General features: G+C 70.8%; 30 protein-coding genes and 1 tRNA gene. 15 read left to right on the forward strand and 16 right to left on the reverse strand.

What is annotated here, in order from left to right:
• Positions 1-19: 19 nt before the first annotated feature.
• The gene (locus ACQPY0_RS03070) at positions 20-805 is read right to left on the reverse strand and encodes a hypothetical protein (protein WP_432984255.1); all 786 of its coding nucleotides are present in this window, start codon (positions 803-805) and stop codon (positions 20-22) included.
• Between the two features lie 161 nt (positions 806-966).
• Here ACQPY0_RS03070 and ACQPY0_RS03075 point away from each other — a divergent pair, with 161 nt between their 5' ends.
• Positions 967-1185 (forward strand): hypothetical protein, encoded by a 219-nt coding sequence (locus tag ACQPY0_RS03075; protein WP_432984258.1) that lies wholly within the window; start codon positions 967-969, stop codon positions 1183-1185.
• Complete coding sequence (locus ACQPY0_RS03080) at positions 1182-1508, forward strand: response regulator transcription factor (RefSeq protein ID WP_432984261.1); 327 nt, start codon at positions 1182-1184, stop codon at positions 1506-1508. Before ACQPY0_RS03075 ends, ACQPY0_RS03080 begins: the two co-directional genes overlap by 4 nt.
• 101 nt (positions 1509-1609) lie before the next feature.
• Here ACQPY0_RS03080 and ACQPY0_RS03085 read toward each other — a convergent pair whose 3' ends face one another.
• Together ACQPY0_RS03085 and ACQPY0_RS03090 are read right to left on the reverse strand one after the other, a co-directional pair.
• Entirely contained in the window at positions 1610-2611 is a 1002-nt protein-coding gene (locus ACQPY0_RS03085) for a hypothetical protein (RefSeq protein WP_432984264.1), read from the reverse strand.
• Positions 2608-2946 (reverse strand): nucleotide pyrophosphohydrolase, encoded by a 339-nt coding sequence (locus ACQPY0_RS03090; RefSeq protein ID WP_432984267.1) that lies wholly within the window; start codon positions 2944-2946, stop codon positions 2608-2610. Before ACQPY0_RS03090 ends, ACQPY0_RS03085 begins: the two co-directional genes overlap by 4 nt.
• A gap of 138 nt (positions 2947-3084) precedes the next feature.
• Here ACQPY0_RS03090 and ACQPY0_RS03095 point away from each other — a divergent pair, with 138 nt between their 5' ends.
• The 4 genes from ACQPY0_RS03095 (at position 3085) to ACQPY0_RS03110 (ending at position 5167) form a co-directional block, all read left to right on the forward strand.
• Complete coding sequence (locus ACQPY0_RS03095; protein ID WP_432984270.1) at positions 3085-3360, forward strand: hypothetical protein; 276 nt, start codon at positions 3085-3087, stop codon at positions 3358-3360.
• 58 nt (positions 3361-3418) lie between these two features.
• Complete coding sequence (locus tag ACQPY0_RS03100; protein ID WP_432984272.1) at positions 3419-3937, forward strand: DinB family protein; 519 nt, start codon at positions 3419-3421, stop codon at positions 3935-3937.
• Between the two features lie 130 nt (positions 3938-4067).
• Positions 4068-4943 (forward strand): helix-turn-helix domain-containing protein, encoded by an 876-nt coding sequence (locus ACQPY0_RS03105; protein WP_432984275.1) that lies wholly within the window; start codon positions 4068-4070, stop codon positions 4941-4943.
• Positions 4944-4972: 29 nt separating this feature from the next.
• A complete protein-coding gene (locus ACQPY0_RS03110; protein ID WP_432984278.1) occupies positions 4973-5167 on the forward strand; it encodes a hypothetical protein in 195 nt (64 codons plus the stop codon).
• A gap of 24 nt (positions 5168-5191) precedes the next feature.
• On the opposite strand, the gene ACQPY0_RS03115 is transcribed toward ACQPY0_RS03110, so the two are convergent.
• Positions 5192-6244: a hypothetical protein gene (locus ACQPY0_RS03115; RefSeq protein WP_432984281.1), complete on the reverse strand. Its 1053-nt coding sequence runs from the start codon at positions 6242-6244 to the stop codon at positions 5192-5194.
• Between the two features lie 137 nt (positions 6245-6381).
• On the opposite strand from ACQPY0_RS03115, the gene ACQPY0_RS03120 reads away from it, so the two are divergent.
• Positions 6382-6819 (forward strand): excalibur calcium-binding domain-containing protein, encoded by a 438-nt coding sequence (locus ACQPY0_RS03120; RefSeq protein ID WP_432984284.1) that lies wholly within the window; start codon positions 6382-6384, stop codon positions 6817-6819.
• Between the two features lie 61 nt (positions 6820-6880).
• On the opposite strand, the gene ACQPY0_RS03125 is transcribed toward ACQPY0_RS03120, so the two are convergent.
• Positions 6881-7618 (reverse strand): DUF429 domain-containing protein, encoded by a 738-nt coding sequence (locus tag ACQPY0_RS03125; protein ID WP_432984287.1) that lies wholly within the window; start codon positions 7616-7618, stop codon positions 6881-6883.
• A gap of 397 nt (positions 7619-8015) precedes the next feature.
• Between ACQPY0_RS03125 and ACQPY0_RS03130 the strand changes: the two genes are divergently transcribed.
• Positions 8016-9272, forward strand: a complete 1257-nt coding sequence (locus ACQPY0_RS03130; protein WP_432984290.1) for a pectate lyase — start codon at positions 8016-8018, stop codon at positions 9270-9272.
• A 1-nt stretch (position 9273) separates the two neighbouring features.
• Here the strand turns inward: ACQPY0_RS03130 and ACQPY0_RS03135 are convergent, their stop codons facing one another.
• From ACQPY0_RS03135 to ACQPY0_RS03150, 4 genes are all read right to left on the reverse strand, one after another.
• The gene (locus ACQPY0_RS03135; RefSeq protein ID WP_432984293.1) at positions 9274-9684 is read right to left on the reverse strand and encodes a hypothetical protein; all 411 of its coding nucleotides are present in this window, start codon (positions 9682-9684) and stop codon (positions 9274-9276) included.
• An 11-nt stretch (positions 9685-9695) separates the two neighbouring features.
• Entirely contained in the window at positions 9696-11480 is a 1785-nt protein-coding gene (locus tag ACQPY0_RS03140) for a hypothetical protein (RefSeq protein WP_432984295.1), read from the reverse strand.
• Positions 11447-11519: transfer RNA gene (locus ACQPY0_RS03145), tRNA-Arg, on the reverse strand. The genes ACQPY0_RS03140 and ACQPY0_RS03145 overlap by 34 nt, the downstream gene beginning before the upstream one ends.
• Before the next feature lie 12 nt (positions 11520-11531).
• The gene (locus ACQPY0_RS03150) at positions 11532-11774 is read right to left on the reverse strand and encodes a hypothetical protein (RefSeq protein ID WP_432984298.1); all 243 of its coding nucleotides are present in this window, start codon (positions 11772-11774) and stop codon (positions 11532-11534) included.
• A gap of 363 nt (positions 11775-12137) precedes the next feature.
• Between ACQPY0_RS03150 and ACQPY0_RS03155 the strand changes: the two genes are divergently transcribed.
• Positions 12138-14537: a hypothetical protein gene (locus ACQPY0_RS03155; RefSeq protein WP_432984301.1), complete on the forward strand. Its 2400-nt coding sequence runs from the start codon at positions 12138-12140 to the stop codon at positions 14535-14537.
• Here the strand turns inward: ACQPY0_RS03155 and ACQPY0_RS03160 are convergent.
• A complete protein-coding gene (locus tag ACQPY0_RS03160) occupies positions 14534-14956 on the reverse strand; it encodes a chromosome partitioning protein (protein WP_432984304.1) in 423 nt (140 codons plus the stop codon). The two genes, ACQPY0_RS03155 and ACQPY0_RS03160, sit on opposite strands and share 4 nt — an antisense overlap.
• A gap of 73 nt (positions 14957-15029) precedes the next feature.
• Between ACQPY0_RS03160 and ACQPY0_RS03165 the strand changes: the two genes are divergently transcribed.
• Positions 15030-15629, forward strand: coding sequence for a hypothetical protein (locus tag ACQPY0_RS03165; protein WP_432984307.1), 600 nt, complete (start codon positions 15030-15032; stop codon positions 15627-15629).
• Here the strand turns inward: ACQPY0_RS03165 and ACQPY0_RS03170 are convergent.
• Together ACQPY0_RS03170 and ACQPY0_RS03175 are read right to left on the reverse strand one after the other, a co-directional pair.
• Positions 15611-16774, reverse strand: a complete 1164-nt coding sequence (locus tag ACQPY0_RS03170; protein ID WP_432984310.1) for an aminotransferase class I/II-fold pyridoxal phosphate-dependent enzyme — start codon at positions 16772-16774, stop codon at positions 15611-15613. The genes ACQPY0_RS03165 and ACQPY0_RS03170 overlap by 19 nt on opposite strands.
• The gene (locus ACQPY0_RS03175; RefSeq protein WP_432984313.1) at positions 16771-17262 is read right to left on the reverse strand and encodes an Lrp/AsnC family transcriptional regulator; all 492 of its coding nucleotides are present in this window, start codon (positions 17260-17262) and stop codon (positions 16771-16773) included. The genes ACQPY0_RS03170 and ACQPY0_RS03175 overlap by 4 nt, the downstream gene beginning before the upstream one ends.
• Before the next feature lie 51 nt (positions 17263-17313).
• Between ACQPY0_RS03175 and alr the strand changes: the two genes are divergently transcribed.
• The 5 genes from alr to ACQPY0_RS03200 all read left to right on the forward strand — a co-directional run bounded on the left by alr (position 17314) and on the right by ACQPY0_RS03200 (position 23324).
• Positions 17314-19806 carry an alanine racemase gene (gene alr, locus ACQPY0_RS03180; RefSeq protein WP_432984316.1) on the forward strand — a complete coding sequence of 831 codons (2493 nt, stop codon included), beginning with the start codon at positions 17314-17316 and terminating at the stop codon, positions 19804-19806.
• 138 nt (positions 19807-19944) lie between these two features.
• Complete coding sequence (locus ACQPY0_RS03185; protein WP_432984319.1) at positions 19945-21600, forward strand: glycoside hydrolase family 64 protein; 1656 nt, start codon at positions 19945-19947, stop codon at positions 21598-21600.
• 7 nt (positions 21601-21607) lie between these two features.
• Positions 21608-22054, forward strand: a complete 447-nt coding sequence (gene rnhA / locus ACQPY0_RS03190) for a ribonuclease HI (protein ID WP_432984322.1) — start codon at positions 21608-21610, stop codon at positions 22052-22054.
• A 43-nt stretch (positions 22055-22097) separates the two neighbouring features.
• On the forward strand, positions 22098-22442 hold the full coding sequence (locus ACQPY0_RS03195; protein ID WP_432984325.1) for a cyclic-phosphate processing receiver domain-containing protein: 345 nt from the start codon (positions 22098-22100) through the stop codon (positions 22440-22442).
• A gap of 126 nt (positions 22443-22568) precedes the next feature.
• Complete coding sequence (locus ACQPY0_RS03200) at positions 22569-23324, forward strand: hypothetical protein (protein ID WP_432984328.1); 756 nt, start codon at positions 22569-22571, stop codon at positions 23322-23324.
• 14 nt (positions 23325-23338) lie between these two features.
• Here the strand turns inward: ACQPY0_RS03200 and ACQPY0_RS03205 are convergent, their stop codons facing one another.
• The 4 genes from ACQPY0_RS03205 to ACQPY0_RS03220 are packed head-to-tail and all read right to left on the reverse strand — an operon-like array spanning position 23339 to position 26185.
• Positions 23339-24538, reverse strand: a complete 1200-nt coding sequence (locus ACQPY0_RS03205) for an MFS transporter (protein ID WP_432984331.1) — start codon at positions 24536-24538, stop codon at positions 23339-23341.
• Positions 24535-25086: a TetR/AcrR family transcriptional regulator gene (locus tag ACQPY0_RS03210; protein ID WP_432984334.1), complete on the reverse strand. Its 552-nt coding sequence runs from the start codon at positions 25084-25086 to the stop codon at positions 24535-24537. The genes ACQPY0_RS03205 and ACQPY0_RS03210 overlap by 4 nt, the downstream gene beginning before the upstream one ends.
• Positions 25086-25643, reverse strand: coding sequence for a sugar O-acetyltransferase (locus ACQPY0_RS03215; protein ID WP_432984337.1), 558 nt, complete (start codon positions 25641-25643; stop codon positions 25086-25088). The genes ACQPY0_RS03210 and ACQPY0_RS03215 overlap by 1 nt, the downstream gene beginning before the upstream one ends.
• Before the next feature lie 44 nt (positions 25644-25687).
• On the reverse strand, positions 25688-26185 hold the full coding sequence (locus ACQPY0_RS03220) for a hypothetical protein (RefSeq protein ID WP_432984339.1): 498 nt from the start codon (positions 26183-26185) through the stop codon (positions 25688-25690).
• Positions 26186-26255 lie beyond the last annotated feature (70 nt).

The raw sequence follows: 26255 nt of genomic DNA on the forward strand, positions 1-26255 counted from the left end.
GCTTTCCTTCGCGGTGGATTTACGTGCCGGTGTTGGGCACCGCCTTGAGGTTGACGCCGAAGAGCTGGTCGGCGTCGTCGAGTTGCGCGCGGGCCCGGGCGGCGGCCGCTTCGCGGTGCGACCGGTCGACCGGCTGGTGCGTCTGCAGTTCGGCCTCGGCGGCGCGCTTGACGGCCTCCGGCTTGGCCGAGCCGATGCCGTCCGCGGCGCCGGGGATGTTCTCCGCGAACAGCCACAGTAGGCGTGCGGTCGCCCGGTCGGTATCGGGAAGGCGGTCGACGTGTTCCGCGATTCTGACCGCGGCGGTGAGAAAGTCGACCCGGGGGCTGAGCGCCCCGATGATGCGCTGCTCCAGCGGCCAGGTCGAGACCGCGAGCAGGCCGCGCACGGGCGCGAAGCGGTCGGCGGCCAGCGCCGCGCAGAGGTAGTAGGGGCGGGCGAAGGGTGCGGGCCGGAACGAGCGCTCCTCGTCGCGGCGCAGGCTGGTGAGCTTGGCGCTGTTGACTTCGCCGCCGAAGCAGGCGTTGTAGACCTGCGCGATGAGCCGCGGCGCGGCCGGGACGGTGAGCAGGGTGAGCGCCCCGTGCACCTGCTCGCGCAGCGGCAGCAGCGAGGACGGCTCCCGTGGCGCCGGAACCTGCGGCGGCGCCAGTTCCTGCAGCGCGGCCTCCCAGGCCTCGTCGAGCGCCTTCTGCTGGGCCCGCAGAACCCGTACGCGCGGCCAGTCCCCGGCGGCCGTGGCCTGCCGCACCTCGGCGCGCAGGGCGGCCAGCCGCTGCTCGATCTCCTCGGCACTGTCCGGCATGCCTCGACCGTACGCCGTCCAGTAATTTCCAGCAATCCCCACGTGCGCCCATGAACGGCGTTGCATGGCTCCGCTATTCTCCAGTAAATTCCGCTAATCGCCAGGTGTCTGTTTTCCCCCTCACGCGAGTCTCCCCCTCACGCGAAAGGCCGGTCGCGACCATGACCGAGACTTCCCTACTAGAGCTGATCCTGGACGGTCCCTCACTGGCGCTGGCCCAGCGGCGCCTCGCCGAGCGCATCGAGCCCCTGGAGGCGGCCGTGCGCCGGGCCCTGGACGAGCCAGGCCCGCATCCGTCCCTCCCGGCCCAGGCCGAGGAGCTGGCCGAGCTCAAGTCGGCCCGCGCCTGGCTGAGACACGCTGGGGAGGCGCTGCGATGACGACGGCCCTGGATGCGGTACTGCGCGGCCTGCGCTCGTCGGGCCTGCATGCGGTGACCCTGACCGATATCCCGGGCGGCGGCGAGATCGTGATCGTCGCTGTACTGCCCGCGGACGTCCTAACGGCCCCAACGGGGTGGCCGGAGCTGAGCGAGCGCGGGCGCACGGTGGCCCGTCACGTGCGCAAGGGCCTGACCAACCAGCAGATCGCGACGCGGATGGGTATCAGCAAGCACACGGTGAACTACCACCTGCGCCGGATCTACCAGAAGCTCGGCATCGCCTCCCGCGTCGAGCTCGCCACCTACGAGATCCCGGAATGACTCGGACGAAGGGACGACTGTGTCCGGCCGACCGTCCCGCGTACGGTCGGTACCTGCGAGAACGGGGGTCCGGCGGCAGGCTCATCGCCCGCGCCGCTGGGTCACCCCCCGCTTCCCGCCCCCTTCGCGGCCTCCTCGGCGGCGTCTTCGCGGATGAAGTGGCCCTCCTCAGCCTCGTAAACACACGAGATGTTCTGCGTAGCGAGAAGATCGATCAGGTCCTGCTCCGGCCGCGAAGGAAGCAGGACCGCGCGCGACCGAGGCGCGACGAACCGGCCGTAGTCGCAGAGCTGGCCGATCGCGAGCCGGATGTGCTCGCGGCGGGACGAGGCCTTGGCCTCCAGCAGTTCCTCGACGTCCTCGACGTACACGTCCGTGAAGAACGTGTCGAGCCGGCCCGGCAGGGTGATCTCGTTGCGGACCGCGCGCAAGCCGTGGCGCTCGAGGTAGGCCTTGTACCGCTCGACGAGGCCGGCCTCGCGGCGGACCGCGGTCACGGACTCGCCCGGGCGGCGCTCGAACGTGACCGTCCGATTGCGCTCCAGCGGGATCACCCGCATGACCGTCTCGCGACCAGCGCCGGCCGGGATGTGCCGGTCGGGAGCTACCGAGTTGGCACGGAACAGCGGCGGTCCGAGGATCGGCCAGCCCTTCTGCACGGCCGAGTGCCGGATCGCGCGAAGCGCGTCCTCGGCGATGTCGGCCGCGCGGATCGGGCCGAGGTCCTCCTCCGTCTCTGGGTCCAGATTCACCCGGTACGGGTACTGGTCGTCCCGCCACACCTGGCGCACGTGATCCTCGTGCAGCGGCGCGGCCAGAAGCCGGCACGTCACCGTTTGGATGGTCGCGCCGGTCCAAGCGCCGAAGTCCTCGGGCCGGGTCCGCGGCCAGCCGGACGGCACCGGGGGCGCGGCCCGGATGCCACGCACGAAGATGAGCCAGGTCGACTCGGTCAGGTCGGGTTCGCTGAGCCAGGCCCGGGCCTCGTCGACCTTCTGTCCACCGTTGGCGAACGTCTTCCAGCCCCAGATGTGCCCGGCCATGCCGACCGCGAAGTTCTCGTCGGCGCGGTCACCAACGTAGATGTATGCCTGCCGGGTCACCGCTCGCTCCGTTCGGCCTGGTCAGTGAGCGTCGGGAAGCGGGTGGCGTTGAATGCCATCTTGTCGGCGACCGCCGTGGCCACGTCGACGCCGGCGGTGTCGGCGAAGCGGAGCAGATAGATCATCACGTCGGCGACCTCCTCCGCGATCCGCGCGGCCGGCGGTGGCTCCGGTGGGTCCCACTGATACAGCTCGGCCAGCTCGCCCACTTCGCCGACCAGGGCCAGCAGTAGGTTGCGCGGCGTGTGGTACTGGGGCCAGTCCCGCTCCTGCGCGAAGTGCCGCAGTTCCCGCTGTACCCGGGCGGGCCACTCATCGACCGATGGCGTCGTCACCGGGCTCACGCCATCACGCGGGCGCGGCCCGTGATCGGACGGCCCTATGGCCCTTTGTGGCCGGGGTGGAGATAACTGCACCCCGGCCGGGCATTCAGGGTCAGTCCGTCCGGGCGCGGTAGTTCATGCCGTCGATGCATGCCACAGGACATCAAGGCCGTCACGTCCCGGAAGTTTCTGACTTATAGGGATTTGTCAAAATTGTCGAAGATTATGGCTAGTGTTGGCCTTGACCTGGGGGCGATTCCGCTCTTCCCGTGGGGGATCGTGGCGCTGCTGTTCGTGGTGGCTGGCAAATCGGACATGTCCTGGTTCTTGGCCGCGTACCTTCCTGCTCCCTGGAGCCTTCCTGCTGCTGGGTATGACGCTGTACGCAAGCGCCTTCTGGGCCCTTCGAAAGCGGCCAGAACCTGACCGCATCCCCGCCTAACGTTCCCGGCATCAGCTTCTTCTTCCGAAGGATGGGTGCACGATGACCGTTCAGACCCTCACCGGCGAGCGCGCCGACCTGCTGGAGTCCCTGGGCATGGCGCGTTACTTCCTGAAGTACACGGTCCGCGATCTGACCGACGAGCAGGCGGCGGCGCGCCCGACGGTGAGTGAGCTGACCTTGGGCGGCCTGATCAAGCACGTGGGTGAGATCGAGCGGCAGTGGGCGCGGTTCGTCACTGACGGCCCGTCGGCGGTGGCGATGCCCGAGGACGAGGCGGGCTTCGAGGCCTGGGCGAACGGGTTCCGCATGCTCCCGGGTGAGACGCTGGCCTCGATCATCGCGCGGTACGACGAGATCGCGTCCGAGACCGACGAGCTCATCCGCACCTGGCCCGACCTCGACGCCAGCCACGAACTGCCGCCCGCCCCGTGGTTCCGCCCGGGCGCGCGCAGAAGTGCCCGCCGGGTCTTCACCCACATCATCGCCGAGACCGCCCAGCACGCGGGCCACGCCGACATCCTGCGCGAGTCCATCGACGGCCAGAAGTCCATGGGCTGACGGGTTCATTCGATCGCCAGGGCGCCTGCACGTGCATGCACACGTGCAGGCGCGCTTGCGTCTGGCGTTGGGGAACCGGCACGATACGGCGCGTGATAAGACTCGCGATCGCCGCCGGCTCGGTGCTCCGGTGAGCGCGCAAACCCTCCTGGCCGCCCAGCCCCGGGCCGTCCGGGAGATCGTGGGCCGGCTGCTGCGCGAGTTCCGCGAGGCGAAGCGCATCAGCCGGGCGGATGCCGCCCTGCACCTCGGCGGCTCGGAATCGAAGATCAGCCGGATCGAGCTCGGCGACGTGAAGGTCAAAGAGGACGACCTGGGCCGCCTGCTCACGCTGTACGGGGTTCGGCCCCTTGCGGAGTGGCGGGCCTTGCTGGATCTGGTGCGGCGGGACAACGAGCCGCAGTGGTGGCACGAGTACCGCGACGTGCTCACCGACTGGCTCTGCTCGTACCTGCTGCTGGAGTCCGCCGCCGAGACCATCCGCACCTACGAGGTGCAGTTCATCCCCGGCCTGCTGCAGACCCGGGCCTACGCCGAGGCCGTGACGCGCCTGCGCTTCGGCAACGAGGCCGAGGTCCAGCGCCGCGTCAACGTGCGGATGCGCCGCCAGCGCATGCTGCACCAGCCGGGCTCGCCGCGCCTGTGGGCGGTCGTCGACGAGGCCGCACTGCGCAAGCAGGTCGGCGGCCCGCAGATCATGCGCGAGCAGTTGGAGTCGCTCATCCGGGCCGGCCGCCGTCGCGACGCGCTCATCCAGGTCCTGCCCTTCGGCGCCGGCGGCCGTGCGGGCGCCGGCAACTCGTTCTCGATCCTGCGCCTGCGCAGCCAGCACCTGCTCGACGTCGTCTACCTGGAGCAGATCGACAGCGCCCTGTTCTTCGCCGACCAGGGCCAGTCCGACCCGTACCTCGAGGAGATGACACGCATCGGCGTGGCCGCCAAGCCCCCGGAAGAGACCGAGGCGTTCATCAAGACCATCCTGCGGGAGCGGGATTCGGCACCATGACGGTCGCTCACAATGAGTGGCGTTGGTCGTTGCAGAGTGCAACAATAGTCCTGCGCACCGACTCCGGTGAGGAGGGCATCATGGACCGCGACGAGTTGGTTGCCAAGGAAACCCCGCCCGAGCGCCCCGAGCCGGACCGCAGCTGTCCACCGCCGCTCGACCCCATGCCCCGCTTCCGCCGCCACCGCCGCGCCGAGCACCCCGAGGACGCCGCCCACCGGTAGCGGCGGGCGGCGCCTGCCGGCGGGTCAGAACTGCGAGTTCACGCTGACCAGGAAGCCGGTGTCGACCGGCGTCCCGGCGTTGGTGAAGCAGTTGACGTCACGCACCACGGTGTCCGGCGGGAAGTGGAACCACGGCGTGTTCATCGTGCAGAAGTCCGAGTTGCTGCCGGCTGCGGTGACCTGGACCGTGTCCGGGGTGACGGCCAGGTTCGGGAACTTCAGCAGGAACAGCCCGATGCCCGCCGACGCCAGCCCGTTCGTGCCCGGTCCCGTCACGGAGTTGAAGTTGGTCGAGACCGGCCCCAGAGGCGGGGCGTACCACAGATAGCCGAAGTACTTCGGCGGGATCTTCGCCCCGTAGAGCGAGGTCTGGTACTGGTACGTCAGCGTGAACCGCGTGTTGACCGGCGCGCCGGTGGCGTCGAAGCAGCCCACGTAGACCAGCTGCCCGCTCGCGCCCGAACTCCACTTGAGAACCTTGCACCGGGCCGGGGTCGTCGCAACCGCGGTCGCCTGCAGGCTGCCGTCGATCGGCCCCGGAGTGGCCAGCCCCGGCATCTTCACGGCCCACACGCCCACGGCCATCGGTGAGACCGAGTTGACGGCGCCGGCGGAGTTGAACTGGCTCACCAGGGCGCCGGTCGGCTGCGCGTCGACGTAGCCGAAGTGCCCGGAGATGGCCGCGTTGGGCGGCGAGCTGCTCTCGAAGAACGCGGTGAACGGGGTGAAGTCGGGGGTGCCGCCGGCCTTGTAGCAGTCGACGTACACGACCTCGTCGGAGCCGACCGGCCCCCACGAGTTGGCCTGGCACCAGTGCGGGACGGTGTTGATCGCGGTCGTGTGCACCACGCCCCGAGCGGCGGCGGCGCCCGGGAAGGTGATGCGGTACCGCCCGGGTGGCCCGGTCACGACGGTCGTCGCGGACGGGGTGGTGCCGGTCGGAACGGTGGCGGAGCCGTTCCACAGCACGAAGGCGAACTTGTCGGGCATGGCCGCGCTGGCGGGCGCGGTCCAGGCCACGGCGCCGGCGGCGAGCGCCATCAGGAGAGTGGCCCCACGGGCCCACATTCTCGTCATGGGCTTTATAGAAGCATGCCAATGTATCACTTGGTGTCGGATCTACTACAGGGCGCGGTCGACGGTGACCCGACCGGCTGAAAGCGCTGCCCGTTCGGTGATCTCATACCGGCTCGGGAATCACTACGTTGCCTCGCATGGTGACGTTTGGCGCGCAGCCCAGGAAGAACCATCGCCCGCTGCTCATCGGTCTCGGCTCGGCCCTCGCCGGGCTATGCGTGCTCTGCGCGTGCGTCGGGTTCTTCGCGCCGAAGGACCACGAGGGCGAGGACCGGAACCGGGAGCGCCCCGCCGCCCCGTCGGCCGTTACGTCGGCCGCCGCCCCCACGTCCGCGGCCACCACGCGTGCGGCCACGACGACCGCGCCGCCGGTGGTCGTGGTGACGACCACGACCGAACCGCCGCCACCCCCGCCCGTCGTGGTCGAGACGACGACCGAGGACGAGCCCGAGGACGTGTACTACAAGAACTGCACGGAGGCCCGCAACGCCGGCGCCGCGCCCCTGTACCGGGGCGAGCCGGGCTACCGCGCGGCCCTGGACCGAGACGGTGACGGCGTGGCCTGCGAGCGCTGATGCGCGCGACGCGTCACCGGGGAGCGCACGAGCTGCTGAGTCGCGGCGTGCGTCCGGCGGCTCAGGGCAGCGTGTCGAGGGCCGAGGTCGGCAGCGCGATCCAGCCCTCGACCCGCGCCACCGCCAGCTGCCCGGGGCTGGGCCGCGCGGTGAGCCCGAGCGCGGCGGCCCGCGCCGTGAGGGCCGCGATCACCGCGTCGAACGCGTCGTGGCTGGCCCGCATCAGCAGCTCGTGCGCTCCCAGCTCGAGCCACGGCCGGGTGGCGGCCACGAGGGCGTCGACGGGAACGCCCTTCTTCCCCTTGTACCCCCGATGCGTCAACCCCCACCGGTGGAGCGACGCCGCCGGATAGGCCTCGACGACCCGCCCGGAGCCGCTGCGGTCCACGTCCGCCCCGCCGGAGGCGATCATCGCCAGCAGCGCCGCGCACCGCATCGCGGCGTGGGCCAGCCGGTCCGCGGACACGCTGAGCGGGACCAGCCCCGGGATCGCGGCGCGGATGACCTCGTCCGTGGTGCGATACACCATCGCGCGCCGCCACGCCGAGCCCGCGCCGGCGGCGGGCAGGTCGGTGATGTGACCGGCCCGGTGGGCGACGACCATCCGGATGAACGGCTCCGGCCAGCCCAGCGCGCAGTCCAGCCCCGCTTTGTCCGAGGCCAGCACCGTGTCGACGATGAGCTGGTCGTCAACGCCGAGGAGTAGGTCGCGGACGAGGGCGCGGCCTCCCGACCACTCGATGAGGGCCAGGGCCGTGCGCTCGTCGGCGGCCGCCAGATCGACCCCCGCCGTGAGCACGCCGTCCAGCGTATGCCGCGAGCCCGCCGCGCACCGACCGCTCGTCGCGGCCGAGCCCGCCGCGCGCCGACCCCGCCTCACCGGAGCCAGGCTTGCGGCACGCCGCCCGGCGCAAGCGGAAAACAAGGACCGCGGACCTCGGCGGTGGCGTTCCGCTCTTCAACACCGTACCCGGCACCACCTAATTGATCGCCAAATCCGGCTGCCGAGCGTAGTTCCGCCGTCACAAGCCCACGGGCGCGATGTAATTTACAGCGACGTTCGTCGATGTTACGTCACATCCCCGAGGGCGCGTACGCAGGATTGTTGCAGCTGTTGACGCGACTTTCGAAGCCGCTCTACGGTCCGGGGCAGGAAAGCGCTTTCCTTCAATGTCTGAGCGGTCATGGAGGAGCACATGCAATCCAGTCCCACGCGGCGGCGGGTGCGGCTCGCGCTTGCCGCCGCGTCCAGTGTCGTCGCGGTGGCGGGGGTGACGCTGGTCGCCACGACCACGGCGTCCGCGGCCACCGTCGACACCAACGCGACGTACGTCATCGTCAACCGTAACAGCGGCAAGGTCATCGACGTCTATAACTGGGCGACGAACGACGGGGCGCCGATCAACCAGTGGTCGCGCAACGATCTCGCCGTCCAGCAGTGGAAGTTCGTCGACGCCGGGTCGGGGTACTACAAGATTAAGTCGGTGATGAGCGGCAAGGTGCTCGAGCTGCCCAACGCCACCGACGGGGTCCAGCTGGTCCAGAACTCCGACAGCGGCGCGACCACGCAGCACTTCCGTCTGCAGGACTCGGCGAACGGGTACGTCCGCTTCGTCAACCGGCACAGTAACAGCGTCCTCGACGTGTGGGAGTGGTCCACCGCCGACGGGGCGAAGATCGCCGGCTACCAGAACCTCGACGGGGCCAACCAGCAGTGGCAGCTGGTCAAGCTCGGCTCGGGCGGCGGCGGCAGCACCCCGACCGGCGGCGGCGGCTCCACGCCGACCGGTGCGTGGCCGACCGCCAGCGGCTCGGCGTCGGTGAACGGCACGATCAAGGTGTCCGGGACCCTCGACGGGGGCATGAAGCGGTACTGCTGCATCGGTGACGGTGGGCAGAGCGAGAGTCAGGACCCGATGTTCGAGCTGTCCGACGGGGCGACGCTCAAGAACGTGATCATCGGTTCGCCCGCTGGTGACGGGGTGCACTGCCTGGGTCGCTGCACGATTCAGAACGTGTGGTGGGAGGACGTGGGCGAGGACGCGGCCACGTTCCTGGGCACCAACGGTGACTCGTACGTCATCGGTGGTGGCGCGAAGTCGGCCAGTGACAAGGTGTTTCAGCACAACGGTTCGGGCACGGTGCACATCAGCAACTTCTACGCCAAGAGTATCGGCAAGCTGTACCGCGGCTGCGGGAACTGCACCAACCACTACGAGCGGCACGTGAGCGTGGACAACGTGCTGCTGGACAGCGCGAAGTACGTGGTGGGCATCAACACCAACTGGGGCGACACCGCCACGTTGACCCGGGTGGTCGTGCAGAAATCCTCCGGCATCCACATCTGCGCGGAGTATCAGGGCGTGGCGAAGGGCAGCGAGCCGAAGTATCTCGGTGACGGGATGGGCGACGGCCACTGCAACTTCAAGTCGTCCGACATCACCTACAAGTAAGTCACTCCAGGGCGGCGGGCAGCCGCAACTGCCCGCCGCTCAGCATGATCGGCTCCGGGACGTCGTCTTCGTAGAACCGCACGAATCCCGCGAAGCCGACGCCCTGAGCGTGCCGTGCGACCCCGGTCAGCAGGGCGGTCAGGGCGTCGAATTCATCCGGGTGTACCTCCTGACGCACGGTCAAGGCCCACCCGCGTCCGTCCCGCTCCGCCAGTTCGGCGACCACGGCCCCGCTCACCTTCCACGCCGGCCCGCGCCGCGCGAACACCGGCTCCGGGTCGAAGCCCCCGGTGAGCGGCAGCACCGCCGGCCGCGTGCCGAGCCCGAGGTGCCAGCGCAGCTCGTCCAGCTCGTCCGCGGGCAGCCCTGGCCCCAGGTCCAGGGTTACCACGATCTCGAAGATGTCCGCCATGCCCGGCGACCTTACAGGCTGGCCAGGAAGCTCAGGTCCCGTCCGTCGTTGTAATTGCGCGCGGCGTACGCCGGTGTCGCCCCGTGCACCGTCTCCGCCCGCGGATTCGCTCCCGCGTCGAGCAGCCCGCGCACGAAGACGGGGTCGCCGCCCTGCATCACGGCCTCGTACAGCGGCGTCCGCCCGATCCGGTCCGGCGAGTCGACGGGAACCCCGGCCGCGAGCAGCGCCGGCAGCACGCGCCCGCTGTCGAGCCAGAGCGCCATGTGCATGAGCGACCACCCGTTCCCGGCCCGCATTTGTGGATCGATGCTGCCGTCGGCGAGCCCGCGCAGCAGAAACTCGGTGTCCCCGTGCTGCAGCCGCAGCATGACCCGCCGCCGGTACTCATGCAGCGCCCGCGGCAACCGAGCCCCACCCGACCGCCAGGCTATCTCGACCGAGTAGCACCCGCTGCTCTCACCGCCCAGGGCCCGCAGCGTCGCCTCCCGCCGCCGCTCCTCCTCATCGTGATCAAGCAGCCGAAGCGCCCCGTCGGCGATGGCGAGGCAGTGCCAGTCCACGCCACACCGAACCCGGACAAGCGGCGCCCGATCGTCGGGACCGCCATCCGCCGCCGGGAAAAATGCTGATATCGGCGAAATTTCGGGTTCGGTCGAAGGGATGGGAGCTGCGGCCAGGATGGGAGCTGCGGCAGAGGAGGCGGAAAGCGCGGCCCCGGAGGGAAAAGACGCGACGGCGGAGGGCGAAGGCGCGACGGTGGAGGGCGAAGGCGCGGCCGTGGAAGGAGAAGGCGCGGCATCGATGGCCGAGGGTGAAGGCGCGGTGGCGGAGCCGGTCGAGGGAGCGCCGGTGGGGGCGTTGCGGATGACAATGCGGCCCGGGGTGACAGCGTCGCTCGGGGTGGTGAAGCCGGGCATGAGCGGATGCAGGTCGGCGGGGGAGAGCAGGCCGGTTGCGAGCAGGGCCAGATCCGGTGGTACCGGAAATGTCGGAATCCGTACCTCTGGCTCGAGCCAGTCGCTCGGGTCGGATGCGTCGGCGGTCAGGGCCGGAAGGTTCAGCGTCAGGTATGCGCCGAAGATGGTCTGGACCTGCTGCACTCCGAAGGCCTCCGCGGCCTCCCGAGCCAGTGCGGCCACCCCCAGCGGGCTCGTCGGCGAGGTCGTCGGCCGCTGGAGTGCGTCGGTGCCGGCCGGGTCGAAGTTCAGCGTGATGCCACAGCGTCGCCAGGCCTCGGTGTACGACTCCGCGGCCAGCAGCGCGAAGACCTCGGTGCCGGACCACAGCGGTGCCAGGTCCGTGGTCTCGCGGACGTCCCAGGTCGGGCGGGGTGCGTAGTACCACCGCTCGTACTCCAGGTCGGCCAGCGTCGTGACGTCGATCAGCAGGCGCTGCGGCCCCATCGGGGACTTCGGCAGCTTGATGCGCACCAGGGGTGCCGTATTCGCGCCCTGCCGGGGCGCCAGGATCGCGCTGACCTGGGCCTGCAGGGTGCGGCGGCCGCCGCTGTGGCGGGGCAGGTGCCACCACAGCAGGTCGAGGCAGAGGTGGCGCAGGTCGTCCTCCAGCGCGGCGGCGGCCTCGGCGCCGAAGCGGTCGCGGACCGCGGGCAGGTCGACGTCGATCGTGGCCGGCAGCAGGGCGGCGGCGCCGCGCCAGTCGCCGGCGGCCCGGGCCGAGGCCGCCGCCGCGACGAGTGCGGGCGGCGGCATCACGGCCCGGATGTTGCGCCATATCGGCAGCTCACGCGCCAGGAAGGGCAGGCCGGCCGGAATCGAACCGGCGTCCTCCAACTTCGCAAGGTGGCGTGTCGACCTCTGCACTACGGCCTGCCGCGCATGAGCTTAACCGGCCTCAGCTCTGGGGTGCACGCGGCGGCGCCGCGCGATGAGGACCGGGCCGGCACCGAGCCCGACGGCGGCGATGCCGGCGACGACGAGCAGGACAGTGTTGGCGGCTGCGGACAGGGCGCCGGTCGCGCTCGGGATCGGCACCTGTTTGGCCACGACGTAGAGATTAGGCTCGTCGCCCGCGTCGCCGATCGCCTGGGTCGGCGTGGCGTCGGACGCCCCTTCGTCGACGGCCATGATCTCCAGCCGGCCGGGGCTTGAGACCCGGCGGTGAGGTCGAAGACAGCCGCGACCGGCGTGCAGTCGACCTCGTAGACGCCCTCGGTCTTGTCGGGCGTGGCCTTGAGGGACTTGTTGGGCGTGGCCGTGAGGGAAATGTCCGGCTTGGCGGCGCCGGGCAGCGTCGCGGCGGTTCGCGCGCATACGAATCTGCGGGGGATGCCGGCAACGAACGGGCGGGCGGTATCGATCGCGCCCGCTTCCCGGTGGCCTTCGCCATGTCCGTACGCGATCGCGACCTTGCTTCGCTTTGCCGACAGTGCGTGATCAGGGCTCGGTGTAAAGTGGCCGGGTCGAAGTGGCCCATATGAAGAGGAACCGATGGTCGACGTTGCGCTGCTGCTGGGCGGCCCGTCCGAGGAGCGCGGAATCTCGCTCAACTCCGCACGCTCCGTAGCGGACCACCTCGAGCACGATGTCGTCGAGCTGAAGGAGATCATCTTCTTCGACCGGCAGTTGCGGCCCTACTCGATCCCCCGCGGGCTGCTCTACTGCAACACGCCCTCCGACTTCGACTTCAAGCTCGCCCACGAGGGCCGGCCGCTGAGCGAGGACGAGCTCATCGCCCGCCTGCGCACCGCCGGCCTGGTCTTCCCGGTCATGCACGGCGAGTTCGGCGAGGACGGGCAGGTCCAGGCGCTGCTGGAGCGCGCCGGCGTGCCCTACGTCGGGACCGGGGCGCAGCAGTGCGCGACCGCCTTCGACAAGTACAAGGCCAAGCAGGCGCTCGATGCCCACGGCATCGGCGCGGTGCCCTCGGTGCTGGTGGACGCCTCGATGTCCGACGCCGAGGCGGAGCGGGTCGTCGCCGAGGCCTTCCCGGAGATCGCCAAGCTGGTGCTCAAGCCGGCCAAGGGCGGCTCCAGCATCGACGTCTTCGTCGCCCGGGACCGCGCCGCGGCCGTCGACATTCTGCGCACCCTGCGCAAGCGCCACGACCGCATCGTGGTCCAGCCGCGCATGACCGGCGTCGAGGTCACCACGATCGTGCTCGACGGCCCGGACGGCCCGGTCGCGCTGATCCCGGTCGAGATCGAGCTGCAGAACCAGGCGTCCGAGGATGAGATCTTCGACTACCGCCGCAAGTATCTGGCCAGCAACGACTCGCACTACCACTGCCCGCCGCCGCGGGACGACGCGACGATCGCGCACATCCAGCAGACCGCCGAGGCCGTCTTCGCCACCCTCGGCCTGCGCGACTTCGCCCGCATCGACGCCTGGCTGCAGCCCGACGGCTCGGTGCTCGTCTCCGACGTCAACCCGATCAGCGGCATGGAGCAGAACAGCTTCCTGTTCGTCCAGGCCGCGCAGCTGGGCATGACCCACGCCGACGTGCTGCGCGAGGTCCTGCGGGCCGCCGCGCGCCGGGTCGGGCTGCCCTTCCCGGAGACCTTCGACAAGGTCGCGCAGACCGGGCAGCCGGTCGCCGTGCTCTTCGGCGGCGCGACGGCCGAGCGGCAGGTGTCGGTGCTCAGCGGCACCAACGTGTGGCTCAAGCTGGCCCGCTCCGCGAAATACGCGCCGGTGCCCTATCTGCTCGCGCCGGACGGCTCCGTCTGGCAGGTGTCGTACTCCTCCGCGCTGCGCCACTCCGTGGAGGAGATCGTCTACGCGTGCCGCGACGGCGTGCGCCTCGAGGAGCGCCGGGGACGCCTGGCCGAGCGGATCATCGAGCGACTGCGCCTGCCCGAGGAGGCCCGCAGCACGTCGGTCGCACCGCCCGTACAGCTGACGATGGAGGAGTTCCTCGACCGTCACGAGCTCGTCTTCATCGCCCTGCACGGCGGGGCCGGGGAGAACGGCACCCTCCAGGAGCTGCTGGATCGCCACAGCGTGCGATACAACGGCTCCGGCCCGGCCGCCTCGCGCCTGTGCGCGGACAAGTACGAGACGGGCAAGATCGTCGCCACGCTGGAGAGCGAGGGCATCCACACCGCCCGCCGCGTCCGCGTCGACGTCCCCAAGACCGTTGACGCCGCGGCGATCGAGACGCTCTGGCACGACATCATCACCGAGTGCACCGACACCCGCGTGGTCGTCAAGCCGCTCGACGACGGCTGCTCGGCCGGCATCGTCCCGCTCGGCAACGCCGAGGACCTGGGCCGCTACCTGGAGCTGATCAACGCCGACGCCCGCCGTATCAAGGGCGCCGGGTTCTCGCTGCTCAGCCCGGACCAGCTGGTCGAGATGCCGACGAGCCGCCCGCAGCACCTGCTCTTCGAGGACTACATCGACACCGACGACGTGCGCGTCGAGGACCACGGGGGCGAGGCCGAGCTGGTCTGGGGCCGCGACCGCGACACCGGCTGGATCGAGGTCACGGTCGGCGTGATCGGCCCGAAGGGCGCGATGTTCGCCATGAACCCGTCGATCACCGTGGCCAGCGCCGGCATCCTGAGCCTGGAAGAGAAGTTCATGGGCGGCACCGGCATCAACATCACGCCCCCGCCCGGCCCCCCGCTGGGCCGCGTGGAGCCGGGCGCCGTCGAGGCCGTCCGTGCCCGCATCGCCCGCACCGCGAACGTGCTGGGCATGGAGGGATACGGCCGGATCGACGCCTTCATGCACCGCAAGACCGGCGAGGTCATCATCATCGAGGCCAACTCCCTGCCCGGCCTCACGCCCGCGACGGTCTTCTATCACCAGGGCCTGGCCGAGGAGCCCCCGGTCCCGCCGCGCCAGATCCTGGAGCGCATCCTGGACCTGGCCAGCCACTCCTAACCGGCGCGAAGGTCCCCGACGACCACCCCGGTAACGGCGATCCCACCTCCGCTGGCGGTGGCATCGCCGGTGTTGGAGGCGATGTACGCCCGCGGCTGCGCGGCCTGCACCTGGCCGCGCAACTCCTCCAGCCGCGCGGCGAACTGCTGATCCCGCTCGGCGGCCTCCTCAAGCGCCAGTTCGACGCGCTGCAGCGTCCGCTTGCTGACCTCGACCTGTGCGGTGTCCCGCCCGGCCTCGACCTCGAGCTGCGAAAGCGCCGTGTCCCCACCCAGCTTGTCGGACACCAGCTCGTGCAGCCGATCCAGCCCGTGGTCGACGAGCCGGTCGACCTCGGCATCGGCCCGCCCGGCCGCGCGGCGCGCCTTGCCCCACGCGTATATCGCCAGCCACCCGGCCACCACTTCCAGACCAGTCACCGCGGCCCTCCCGTCGGAAACGTGACGCTTCCGGGATACCACCCTCGGGCAAACCGTCCACTACAGTGCGGGCGTGCGTCGATGGGTGCTGGGCATCGGGGCGGTGCTCGGGCTGACCGCGTTCGGGGCCGACTACCTCGACGGGTGGGTGCAGGCCGCGCTGTCCAGCGCCGCCGTCTGGGGGAGCGGAGCCCTGGTGGCCGGGCGCAGGGCCGAGACCCGGCGTCAGGGGGCCGTCGCCGGGGCGGGGGCGCTCGTTGTCGCGACGCTCGTCTACTACCTGCTCATCGTGTTCGTGAGCCGGCGCTGGCAGGGCCAGTTCCTCGAGGACGGGTCATCCGGTGACATGAACGGGCTGCTGTCCATCGCCAGGGCGACCGGGTTCTGGCTGGCCGGGTCCGTGGTCGGCGGGGCGGTGCTCGGCCTCCTCGGGCGGCTGATCGCCGAGGGGTCGGCCATCGCCGCCGGGGTCGCTTGGGCGCTGCTCGCGGGGCAGGGCATCGCCACCCTCACCCTGTCCGGGGTCGTGCTCGCAACCGTGGTCGTCGGCCTGCTGGTGACCCGGCAGACCAAATACACCACGGCAGTGCTCGCGGCCGTGGTGGCCGGGGCCGCGAGCGCCGGGGCGTGGTACGTGCTGCAGTACGCGCTGACCTACGGGCTGCTGTTCTGAAGCGACCGCACGAAGCGGCCCATGCGCTCCAAAGCCTCGTCCAGCAGCGGCAGGGCCGTGGCGTAGCTGCAGCGGACGTGGCCCTCGCCCGAGGGGCCGAAGACGCTGCCCGGGACCACCGCCACCTGCTGCGACTGCAGCAGGCGCTCGGCGAAGGCCTCCGAGGTCAGGCCGGTCGAGCGGATCGACGGGAACGCGTAGAAGGCGCCCTGGGGCTCCTCGCACGTCAGGCCGATCTCGTTGAGGCCCTTCACGAACAGGCGGCGCCGGCGGTCGTAGTCGGCGACCATCTCGGCCACCTGGCCATCGCCGGAGCGCAGGCCCTCCAGCGCCGCCGCCTGGGAGACGTGGGGGGCGCAGAGCATCGTGTACTGGTGGATGCGGCCCGCCAGCTCCAGCACCGGGGCCGGCGCGCACGCGAACCCGACCCGCCAGCCCGTCATCGCGTGGGCCTTGGAGAAGCCGCCCAGGACCACCGTGCGGTCGCGGGCGCCGGGCAGGGATGCGAGGCACGTGTGGGCGGCGTCGTAGCTCAGGCGTTCGTAGATCTCGTCCGAGACCAGGTAGAGATCATGGCGGACGGCCAGAGCCGCCAGCTCCTCGAGAACCGCGCGAGGCTGGATGGCGCCGGTCGGGTTGGACGGGGACGAGACCAGGATCGCCTTCGTGCGCGGGGTGATCGCGCGCTCGATCTCGTCGATCAGGATCTCGAACCGGGGGGAGGAGGGGACGTAGACGGGCGTCCCGCCGGCGAAGGTCACGCACGGGCCGTAGGCGACGTAGCACGGCTCGGGGATGATGACCTCGTCGCCGGTGTCGAGCAGGGTGCGCATGATCAGGTCGAGGCCCTGGGAGACGCCCGAGGTGACCAGGCACTCGGTGGCGGCGTCGAAGCTCACACGGTAACGCCGGGAAAGGTCCTCGACGATCGCCTCGCGCAGCTCCAGGAGGCCGGCGTTGGAGGTGTAGGTCGTGTAGCCCTGCTCGAGCGCGTAGATCCCGGCCTCGCGCACGTGCCAGGGCGTGACGTAGTCCGGCTCGCCGACGCCGAGGGAGATGACGTTGGGCAGCGTCGCCGCGATGTCGAAGAAGCGGCGGATGCCGGAGGGCGGGCAGGCGGCGACGATCGGGTTGAGCGGCTTCACGGCGTGACCGGGAGGCGTCGGTCGACCTCGGCGGTCGCATAGAGCTCGTCGTCGTCCTTGTACGTCTTCATGACGAAGTGCGTGGCGGTGGCGGTCACGCGCTCGATCGTGGAGAGCTTCTGGGCGACGAAGTCGGCGATGTCGTGCATGCTGCGGCCGGTGACCACGCAGCGCAGGTCCTGGGCGCCGGAGACGAGATACACCGAGCGCACCTCCGGAAACCGCGCGATCCGCAGCGCCACGTCGTCGAAGCCGAGGCCGCGGGCGGGCATCACGGCGACGTCGATGAACGCGGTGATCACCTGCTCGCCGCTGATCTCACGCAGCCGGTCGGCGTCGATGACGGCCTTGTACCGCCGGATGACTCCCTGCTGCTCCCAGGCCGCGATCTGCACCCGGACCCGCTCCACGTCGATCCCGGTCAGCGCCGAGATCCGTTCCGGTGTCGCGTGAGCGTCCTTCCGGAGGATCTCCATGATCTCCAACACCGGGCAATCTTACTGTCCGTGCAGCTGCGCACTCCAGCTACTATTCGGCGAATGGACCCAGTCTCGGTCGCCGAGGTCGCGTCGATCGTCGGCGGAACCGTGCACTTCCCCCGGGAAGACCGCGAGGTCGGCAGCGTCGCCATCCACTCTGACCGGTTGCAGGCCGACAGTCTCTTCTTCGCACTCTCCGGCATCACGGACGGTCACCGGTTCGTGGCGCGGGCGCTGGCCAACGGGGCGATCGCCGCCGTGGTCGACGAGACGCGCCTCACCGAACTGCCGGTCGGCGCGGGGCCCCTCATCGCCGTGGCCGACCCGCTCGCCGCGCTGCAGGAGATGGCGGTCTGGTGGCGCGCCAAGCTGACCTCGACGACGTTCGTCGCGGTCGTCGGCAGCAACGGCAAGACCACGACCAAGGACGCGCTGCTGGGGCTGCTGGCCGGGCGCCGCACGACGTACGGCAGCCCGGGCAGCTACAACAGCCAGCTCGGCGTGGCCCTGTCCGTGCTGCAGTGCCCGGCCGACGTCCCGGTGGCCGTCATCGAGGCGGCCGCGACCGAGCCCGGCGAGATGCCCCGCCTGGCGCGGATCGTCGCCCCGGACGCGGTGGTGTTCACCAACCTCGGGTCCCGCAGCGTGCAGAGCTTCGGCAGCCGCGAGGCGCACGCCCGCGAGCTGCTGAGCATGGCGGCCGGGCTGCCCGGCGACGGATGGCTGCTCATGGGGGAGCCCGATCCGGAAGTACACCGATTGGCCGCCGAGATCACCGGTGCCCGCCTGCTGCCGGCCGGCGACGCGGCCCTGCCCCGCCTGACCCGCCTGCGCCATGTCGAGCGCTCCTCGCTGGTCCGCGCCGCGCTGCCCGGCGGCACCGAGGAGGATCTGCTGGTCGCGACCCCGTCGCCGGAGGTGCTCAGCGACCTGGAGCTCGCGATGGGCGCGGCGACCCTGCTCGGCATCGGCCCCGCCGACCTGCTCGCCGCGGTCGCCGACTACACGCCGCCGTTGACGCGGATGCAGATGTGGCGCCGCCCCGACGGCGCGACCGTCGTCGGCGAGCTGGCCAACACCGACCCGCTCGCGCTCAGCAGCGCCCTGCGTACGGCCCGCTCGCTGATGGGCGCCCAGGGCCGCACCCTGATGATCATCGGTGACCCGCTGGCCGGCCTGACCGCCGAGGGCGCCGAGGCGATGGCCCGCTGCCTGCGCGCCGAGAACGTCCGCCTGGTCTGCGGCCTGGCCGACGAGGCCCACGGCCTGATCGAGGCGGCCCTGGCCGGCAGCGACGTGGCCGTGCACCGCTTCGAGGACGAGGACCGGATGCGCGCGTTCGTCGCCACCGAGCTGTGCCCGGACGACGTGGCGCTGGTGCACGTCCCGCGCGACACCATGGTCACCGACTCCTGGATGCACCTCGTGGAGACCGCGGCCGCGACCCGGCTCTACGTGGACCTCGCCGCGGTGCGGGACAACGTCGCCGCCTTCCGCAAGCTCGTCGGCCCGCACACGAAGCTCATGGGCGTGGTGAAGGCGGAGGCGTACGGCACGAACCCGGTCACGGTCGCCCACACCCTGCGCGAGGCCGGCGTCGACTGGCTCGGCGTGGCCACCGCGGACGAGGGCATCGCGCTGCGCCGGGCGGGCGTACAGATGCCGATCCTCGTCTTCCTGGCCGTCCCCGGTGATCTGGAGCGGCTGGTCCGGCACCGTCTCACCCCGTCGCTGTACTCGATGGAGATGTACGACGCCGCCGCCCGCGCCGCCGCGGCGAGTGGCCGCCGCCTGGACGTCCACGTCGAGGTCGACTCCGGGATGCACCGCAGCGGCCTCGACCCGGAGGCCGCGATCGAGATCCTCGGCAAGCTGCGCGGCCACGAGCACCTGCGGCTGGCCGGCCTGATGAGCCATCTGGGCTGCCCCGACGACCCCGCCGAGGACGACCTGACCCGCGAGCAGCTCAAGCGGTTCGGCTCGGTGTGCGCGGCCGCCGCCGAGATGGGCTTCGAGGATGTCGTACGCCACACCAGCGCCACGGCCGCCACGATCCGCTTCCCCGAGGCCCGCTACGACATGGTCCGCATCGGCATCGGCCTCTACGGCCTGCAGCCCTCGACCGCGACCAGCAGCCTCATCACCCTCACGCCCGGCGTCGGCCTGGTCTCCCGGATCGTGGAGATCCACGACATGGCCCCGGGCGAGCGGGTCGGCTACGGCGGCCTGTTCCGCGCCCAGTCGCCGGACACGCGCATCGCCCTGATCGCCGCCGGCTACTACGACGCCGTCCCGCGCGCCTTCCGCAAGGTCGGATACGTGCTGGTCAACGGCCGCCGCTGCGAGATCGCCGGCACCATCTCGATGGACTCGATGGCGATCGACATCACCGGCCACCCCGACGCCGAGGTGGGCTCGGACGTGCTGATCTTCGGGCAGTACGCCGGATTCTCGGCCCCGGTCGAACAGGCCGCCGCCGCCATGGACACCGTCTCCCACGAGCTGCTGACCCAGGTCGGCCCGCGCGTGCAACGCATCTTCACCCAGCACTGACGGGCCGAGGCCCAGCGGGTTCGATCCTCAAAGCACCCTTAACAGATCGTTGGTTCTTGTTGGCCTCCGTTGACACTCGTGAGCAGGGCTTTGATGCTGAGAGCGCTCTCGCGAACGACCCAACGAGGAGTTCCAACCGTGCGATTGAGAACGAAGCTGCTCGGCGCCGCGGCCGTGGTCGCCGCCGCCATACCCGTGGCCATTGCCGCGATGCCCGCCGCGCAGGCGACCGGGCCGTCGCTGCTGCCGTTCACGGTGACCAACACGACCGGACGCGGGGACTCTGTATACCTATACGTACTCGGCACCAATCTCAGCACCGGCCGGCTCGGGTACGTCTCCGCCAACGGGACGTTCACCCAGTGGTCGGTCGGCACCAACCCGCCGATGCCCGCGCCGGACGTGGCGATCCCCGGCCCGGTCAACGGGGCCAGCAAGACGATCCAGCTGCCCAAGGGCCTCTCCGGTCGCGTGTACATGTCGCTCGGCCAGAAGCTCAAGTTCTTCCTGACCCCGGACGGGCTGGTCCAGCCGGCGCCGTGGGCCGCGGGCGACCCGAACCACGACATCCTGTTCGACTGGAGCGAGTTCACCTACAACGACGCCGGCCTGTGGCTCAACAGCTCGCAGGTCGACATGTTCGCCGTGCCGCACGCGGTCAGCGTCACCGGCGCGAACGGCGCGACGAGCACCACCGGCGCGCTCAAGGCCAACGGCCGGCAGAACGTCATCGACCAGCTCAAGGCCCAGGCCGGCTGGGGCAACACGGTGGTGACCCGCGCCGACGGGACCGTGCTGCGGGTGCTCGCCCCAGGCAAGGCCGCCGACGCGGGGCTGTTCAGTGCTACGTACCTGGACCCGTACATCGCCAACGCCTGGAATGCGTACGCATCCAAGACGCTTACGGTGCAGCCGTTCACGGACCAGCCGAACGTGAAGTACTTCGGCCGCACCAGCGGCACCGTGATGACCTTCACGAACTCCTCCGGGCAGAAGGTCGCGTCCTTCAACCGCCCCTCGACCAGCAACGTGTGGGGCTGTGACGGCGCTCTCGCCGCGCCGAACGACCAGGTCGTCGGGCCGATCGCCCGCACGCTGTGCGCCGCGCTGCACCGCAGCACGCTCGGCACCATCGACACCCAGCCGGGCGGAACGGCGGCCGACTTCTACAAGAGCGCGCTGACCAACCATTACTCGCGGATCGTGCACGCGAACATGGCGGACGGGAAGGCGTACGGATTCGCCTTCGACGATGTCATGAACCAGGAGTCGCTGGTGCACGACGGCGACCCCCGCGCGGCGGGAATCACGCTGAGCCCCTTCGTCGGCGGCGGAAACACCGGCGGCGGCAACACGGGTGGCGGCAACACGGGTGGCGGCACGACTACCCCGCCGCCGACGAACACCGGCACGGTGAAGTCGATCGCCAGCAACTGGAACGGCAAGTGCATCGACGTGCCGAACTGGAACTTCGCCGACGGCCAGCGCCTGATCGTGTGGAACTGCACGGGCGGTACGAACCAGAAATGGAACTTCGTCGGCGGCACGCTGCGCACCGAGAACGGCAAGTGCATGGACGTGGCCTGGGGCTCCTCGGCCAACGGCACCGCGATCCAGATCGCGAACTGCTCCGGCAACGCCGCGCAGCAGTTCGTGCTCAGCGCCGCCGGCGACCTGGTGAACCCGCAGGCGAACAAGTGCGTCGACATCAAGGACTGGAACCCGAACAACGACGCGCTGCTGCAGCTGTGGGACTGCGCCGGCACGGCGAACCAGAAATGGCACACGGTCTAATAGAGATGTGACCCACGTCGAGATCTACACGGACGGCGCCTGCAGCGGAAACCCGGGACCGGGGGGCTGGGGCGCCGTCCTGCGTTACGGCACGATCGAGAAGGAGCTGTACGGCGGGGAGGCCACGGCCACCACGAACAACCGCATGGAGCTGACCGCCCCGATCCGGGCCCTGCAGAGCCTTACCCGGCCCGTGCCCGTGCACCTGTACACCGACAGCTCCTACGTACGCAACGGCATCACTACGTGGGTGCCGCGCTGGAAGCGCAACGGCTGGCAGACCGCCGACAAGCAGCCGGTGAAGAACGTCGACCTGTGGCTGGAGCTCGACGCGCTGGTCGCCCGCTACCAGGTCGAATGGCACTGGGTGAAGGGCCACGCCGGGCACCCGGAGAACGAGCGGGCCGACCGCTTGGCCGCGAAGGGACTCCGATCGGCCCAGGGCAAGGCATGATCCGGGTCGCGTACCGCTGCCTGAGCCGCTTTACAGTCGCGGTGTGCGGCTGCTGATCGACGACCTGCGCGACTTCCTCGACCCCGCCCCGGCGCACGTGGCCCGCACGAGCGCCGCCGGGGCCGAGCTGCTGCGGCGGCACCGCGCGGAGCCGATCGACGAGCTGTGGCTGGACCACGACCTGGGCGGCGAGGACACGATCTGGCCGGTGGTGGAGCTGCTGGAGCGGGCCGCCTTCGACGGCGAGCCCTTCACCATCACCACGATCTACGTCCACTCGGCCAACCCGCCGGGCGCGGCCAAGGTCCTGCAGGCGCTGCGGCGCTGGGGCTATCACGTAGTACCGGCGACAAACTCCGCCGCCGTCGGCTACCGCGAGCCCCGATGATCCCCCGCCGGCTCGCCGCGACGAGGGTCGCCGGCTTCCGGTCCATCACCGCCCTGCCGCACGGCGGCTGGCTCGTCAACGACCGGACGGCCCGCGTCGCCGACATCCTGTCTGCGGACCTGGACCGTGTGGCCCGCATCCCGGTCCCCACGGACGCGGACCGCTTTCGAGGCCCATTTCGACGGCGAGCGGCTGGCCTTCACCGACTGCTCCCAGGTCGCCGTGGTCGCGCTCGACGGCCGCATGCTGTGGCGCCGTGAGACCGGCGCCGAAGACTGCGCCCTGACCGGGGACGGCACCCTATGGCTGACGACGCGGGACGAGCTCATCGCCGTCGACGCCGGCACGGGCCGCGAAATCGCACGCACCGACATTGCCGGGCCGATCCTGACCGGCCCGCCGCCGGCGGTCTGCCGCTTCGACGACACCCCGTGCCGCCCCCGCCTGACCGGTGGTCGGATCGCTCTTACGGTCCTGGGCGGCGCGTACATCGCGGGCACCTCGGGCCCCGGCTACCTGTCGGTCGGGTACTCCGACGACGGCGCGCTGAGCTGGCACGACCTGGCCACCGGCGCCACCCTGGCCGAGCGGCACGTCACCGACATCGCCGGCCCGCACGCCCGCCTGGAGATCCCCGCCGTGGTGTCCCCGGACTACGCGCTGATCGGGGTCTCCTACGACGACTTCGCGGACGGGCCTGAGGAGCACCTGCTGCTGGCCACTCGAAGGCTTCGCCCGGTGACGGCCTTGGACTTCCCGGCGGCGGTCGGCCACCCGTACACGTCGACGCTGCCAGGTCGCTGGCTGACGGTGGACCTCGACGAGCCGATCCTGCGCACGTGGGAGCTGGCCGCGTGGGAGGCCCAGCTCACCCTGCTGTGACCGTCCGGTGCCGGTCAGTCGGTGGTCGGGGCTGGTTGCAGGGGGCGGATGGCGCCGGCGACCAGTAGGGCCACGCCCAGCAGGACGGCGACCGCGGCCAGGGCGCGGACCACGGTCACGTGGTCGCCCAGGAAGCCGATCAGCGGTGGGCCGCCGAGGAAGGCGCAGTAGCCGATCGAGGCCACCACGCTCACCCGCGGGGCCGCCAGGGCCGGGTCGTCCGAGGCGGCGCTCATCCCCACCGGGAAGCCCAGCGACGCGCCCAGGCCCCACAGCAGGGCGCCGCCGAAGGCCACCGGGGTCGACGGGCCGAAGACGAACAGCAGCAGGCCCGCCAGGCTGATCACGGCCAGGGCGCGGACGACCGGGACGCGGCCGTAGCGGTCCAGCAGCCACGGGCCGAACCAGCGGCCGGTGGTCATCGCGGCCAGGAACAGGGCGAACGCCAGGGTGCCGACCGCCGCGGGAGCGTCGTAGCCGTCGATCACCGCCACGCCGATCCAGTCGATTCCGGTGCCCTCGGCGAAGGCGAAGGCCAGGACGAAGACGCCGACGAGGAGGGTCCGGGGCTCGCGCCAGAAGCGCAGGGTGTGGCCCAGGCCGGTGCCGGACTCGGGGGTCTGCTCCTCGGCGGCGACGTCGGGGACGAAGCGGCGCACCGCGTAGATCGTGCCCAGGCCGACCGCGACGGCGGTCACCGTCAGGTGCAGGGTGACCGGGACGTGCGCGGCGACCATGGCCGCGCCGATCAGGGCGCCCGCGACCGTACCGATGCTGAAGCCCGCGTGGAAGCGCGGCATGATCGAGCGGCCCAGGCCCTGCTCGACCACGGCGCCCTGGACGTTCATGGCCACGTCCCAGGCGCCGTTGGCGAAGCCGAAGGCGTAGAGGCTCAGCACGACCGGGACGACGCCCAGGTGGTAGCCGGAGGCGGCGCCGGTCAGGGCCACCGCCAGCACCGCGGCCATCGTCGCGACCGTGCGGCGGGAGCCGAAGCGGGCGACCATGTGGCCGGAGGCCACCAGCGACGTGATCGAGCCGGCGGCGATCGCCAGCAGAACCAGGCCAAGCTGGGACGGGGTCAGGTGCAGGGCGTCGCGGATCTGGGGGATGCGGGTCGCCCAGCTCGACATGGCGACGCCGGCCCAGATGAAGGCGGCGTAGGTGGCTTTGGTGGCGGGGCGGAAATCGACGGCGGTGACGGCGATGCTCATGCGGTGCCTGATCCGATCGTTCGGTCGACGATCACGCGGATGTCGTGGCGGGACACCGGGCCGGTCGACAGGGTCTTGTGCATGACCAGGCCCTCGATCAGGGCGTCGACGCCCCGGGCCGTGGTCGGGTCGATGAACCGCTCCAGCACGGCCCGGCTCGCGCGCATCCAGGTCTCGGTGACCGCGCGCAGGGCCGGGTCGCGCAGGGCGGCCAGGTAGAGCTCGTAGGCGATCGCCCAGTCGCCGGGGCTCGCACCGGCGTTGCCGTCGATGAGGTCGGTGACCGCCTCGACGAGCTGCTCGCGCGACTCGACGCCCTGGAAGTGGGCCTCGTAGATGACCGACATGCGCTCGGCATGGCGCTGGAACGCCTGGCAGCGCAGGTCTTCCAGGCTGCTGAAGTGGTACGTCAGCGAACCCAGCGGCACGTCCGCGGCGGCCGCGATGAGCCGGTGGGTGGTGCCGGCGACCCCGTGCTCGGCGATGACCGCGATGGCCGCGTCGATGATGCGATCCTTGCGGTCGGGGTCGTGGCGCCGGGTGGACATCAGATCTCGCGGACGATCCGGGCCGGGTTGCCCACGGCGACCACGTTGGCGGGCAGGTCCTTGACCACGACCGAGCCGGCGCCGACGACGGTGTTGTCGCCGATCGTCACGCCCGGGCAGACGATGACGCCGCCGCCGAGCCAGACGTTGTCGCCGATCGTGATGGGGGAGGCCGCCTCCCACTTGTCGCGCCGCTGCTGCGGGTCGACCGGGTGCCATGCGGTCAGCAGCTGCACGTTCGTGGCGATCTGCACGTCGTCGCCGATCGTGACTCGGGCCACGTCGAGGCAGACGAAGCCGAAGTTGACGAACCCGCGCGCGCCGAAGAACGTCTGGTATCCGTAGTCGAACTGGATCGGCGTGCGGAAGTCGGTCTCCTCGCCGAGCCCGCCGAGCAGCTCGGTGAGCAGCTCCCGCCGGGCCTTGCCGTCGGAGGCGGGCACCGCGTTGATGCGGCGGGTGAGATCCTGGGCGCGCAGGTAGTCGCGCCCGATCTCCTCGTCGGCGATGAACAGCTCACCGTCGAGCATGCGCCGGCGCATGGACTTCTCGGTCATGTGTACAAACGTACACTCACTATGTACAGCTGTACATAGTGCTGCTACTTCGACGCCGCGCCCGCCGGGATCACGTGGGTGGCGCCCATGCCGAGCCGCTGCACGGCCAGCGTGGCGATCTCGGGCGTGAGGTTGCGGGCGTCCGCGACGTTCCAGCCGTCCCCGGCGGCGTAGGACGCCCCGCGCCACGTCGGGTGCAGCACCGGGATCACGGCCTGCATCACGGCCTCGAAGGTGCGGCCGTCGGCGAGCGAGTCGAACGTGGTGATGGTGACGACGGTGCCGTCGATCGTGCATGTGCCCTGGTCGCGGTACTTGTACACGGCGTCGTCGTGCTTCGTGGCCCGGGTGTAGCCGTCGCAGCCGAGCGCGGTGGCGACCTTGTCGGCGTTCTGCCCGAGGTAGGCGGGCCGGTTCACCAGCCCGATCACGTTCGGCGCCTGCCATCCGGCGACCCCCGCGACCGCGGCGAGGGCGACGGCCCCCATGACCAGGCGACCGCGCCCCTGCTGGACGGAAGGCTTCTCGGTGATCGTGGCCATTGGTTACCCGCCCCTTTTGTCCGCGGTTATCGGTACATTTCCAGGCTAGGTGCAAATGCGTTGCGAAGCT

The organism is Dactylosporangium sp. CA-233914 (assembly GCF_050942935.1).
Lineage (GTDB): Bacteria > Actinomycetota > Actinomycetes > Mycobacteriales > Micromonosporaceae > Dactylosporangium.

Bases quoted from the DNA above. Each gene is read 5' to 3' on its own strand.
- ACQPY0_RS03210 (WP_432984334.1), bottom strand. From the start codon at position 25,086: ATGTCCACCCGGCGCCACGACCCCGACCGCAAGGATCGCATCATCGAC.
- ACQPY0_RS03075 (WP_432984258.1), top strand. From the start codon at position 967: ATGACCGAGACTTCCCTACTAGAGCTGATCCTGGACGGTCCCTCACTG.
- ACQPY0_RS03150 (WP_432984298.1), bottom strand. From the start codon at position 11,774: ATGGCCGTCGACGAAGGGGCGTCCGACGCCACGCCGACCCAGGCGATC.
- ACQPY0_RS03155 (WP_432984301.1), top strand. From the start codon at position 12,138: ATGGTCGACGTTGCGCTGCTGCTGGGCGGCCCGTCCGAGGAGCGCGGA.
- ACQPY0_RS03115 (WP_432984281.1), bottom strand. From the start codon at position 6,244: ATGACGAGAATGTGGGCCCGTGGGGCCACTCTCCTGATGGCGCTCGCC.
- ACQPY0_RS03135 (WP_432984293.1), bottom strand. From the start codon at position 9,684: ATGGCGGACATCTTCGAGATCGTGGTAACCCTGGACCTGGGGCCAGGG.
- ACQPY0_RS03215 (WP_432984337.1), bottom strand. From the start codon at position 25,643: ATGACCGAGAAGTCCATGCGCCGGCGCATGCTCGACGGTGAGCTGTTC.
- alr (WP_432984316.1), top strand. From the start codon at position 17,314: ATGGACCCAGTCTCGGTCGCCGAGGTCGCGTCGATCGTCGGCGGAACC.
- ACQPY0_RS03220 (WP_432984339.1), bottom strand. From the start codon at position 26,185: ATGGCCACGATCACCGAGAAGCCTTCCGTCCAGCAGGGGCGCGGTCGC.
- ACQPY0_RS03100 (WP_432984272.1), top strand. From the start codon at position 3,419: ATGACCGTTCAGACCCTCACCGGCGAGCGCGCCGACCTGCTGGAGTCC.
- ACQPY0_RS03130 (WP_432984290.1), top strand. From the start codon at position 8,016: ATGCAATCCAGTCCCACGCGGCGGCGGGTGCGGCTCGCGCTTGCCGCC.
- ACQPY0_RS03120 (WP_432984284.1), top strand. From the start codon at position 6,382: ATGGTGACGTTTGGCGCGCAGCCCAGGAAGAACCATCGCCCGCTGCTC.
- ACQPY0_RS03205 (WP_432984331.1), bottom strand. From the start codon at position 24,538: ATGAGCATCGCCGTCACCGCCGTCGATTTCCGCCCCGCCACCAAAGCC.
- ACQPY0_RS03095 (WP_432984270.1), top strand. From the start codon at position 3,085: ATGCCACAGGACATCAAGGCCGTCACGTCCCGGAAGTTTCTGACTTAT.
- ACQPY0_RS03070 (WP_432984255.1), bottom strand. From the start codon at position 805: ATGCCGGACAGTGCCGAGGAGATCGAGCAGCGGCTGGCCGCCCTGCGC.
- ACQPY0_RS03080 (WP_432984261.1), top strand. From the start codon at position 1,182: ATGACGACGGCCCTGGATGCGGTACTGCGCGGCCTGCGCTCGTCGGGC.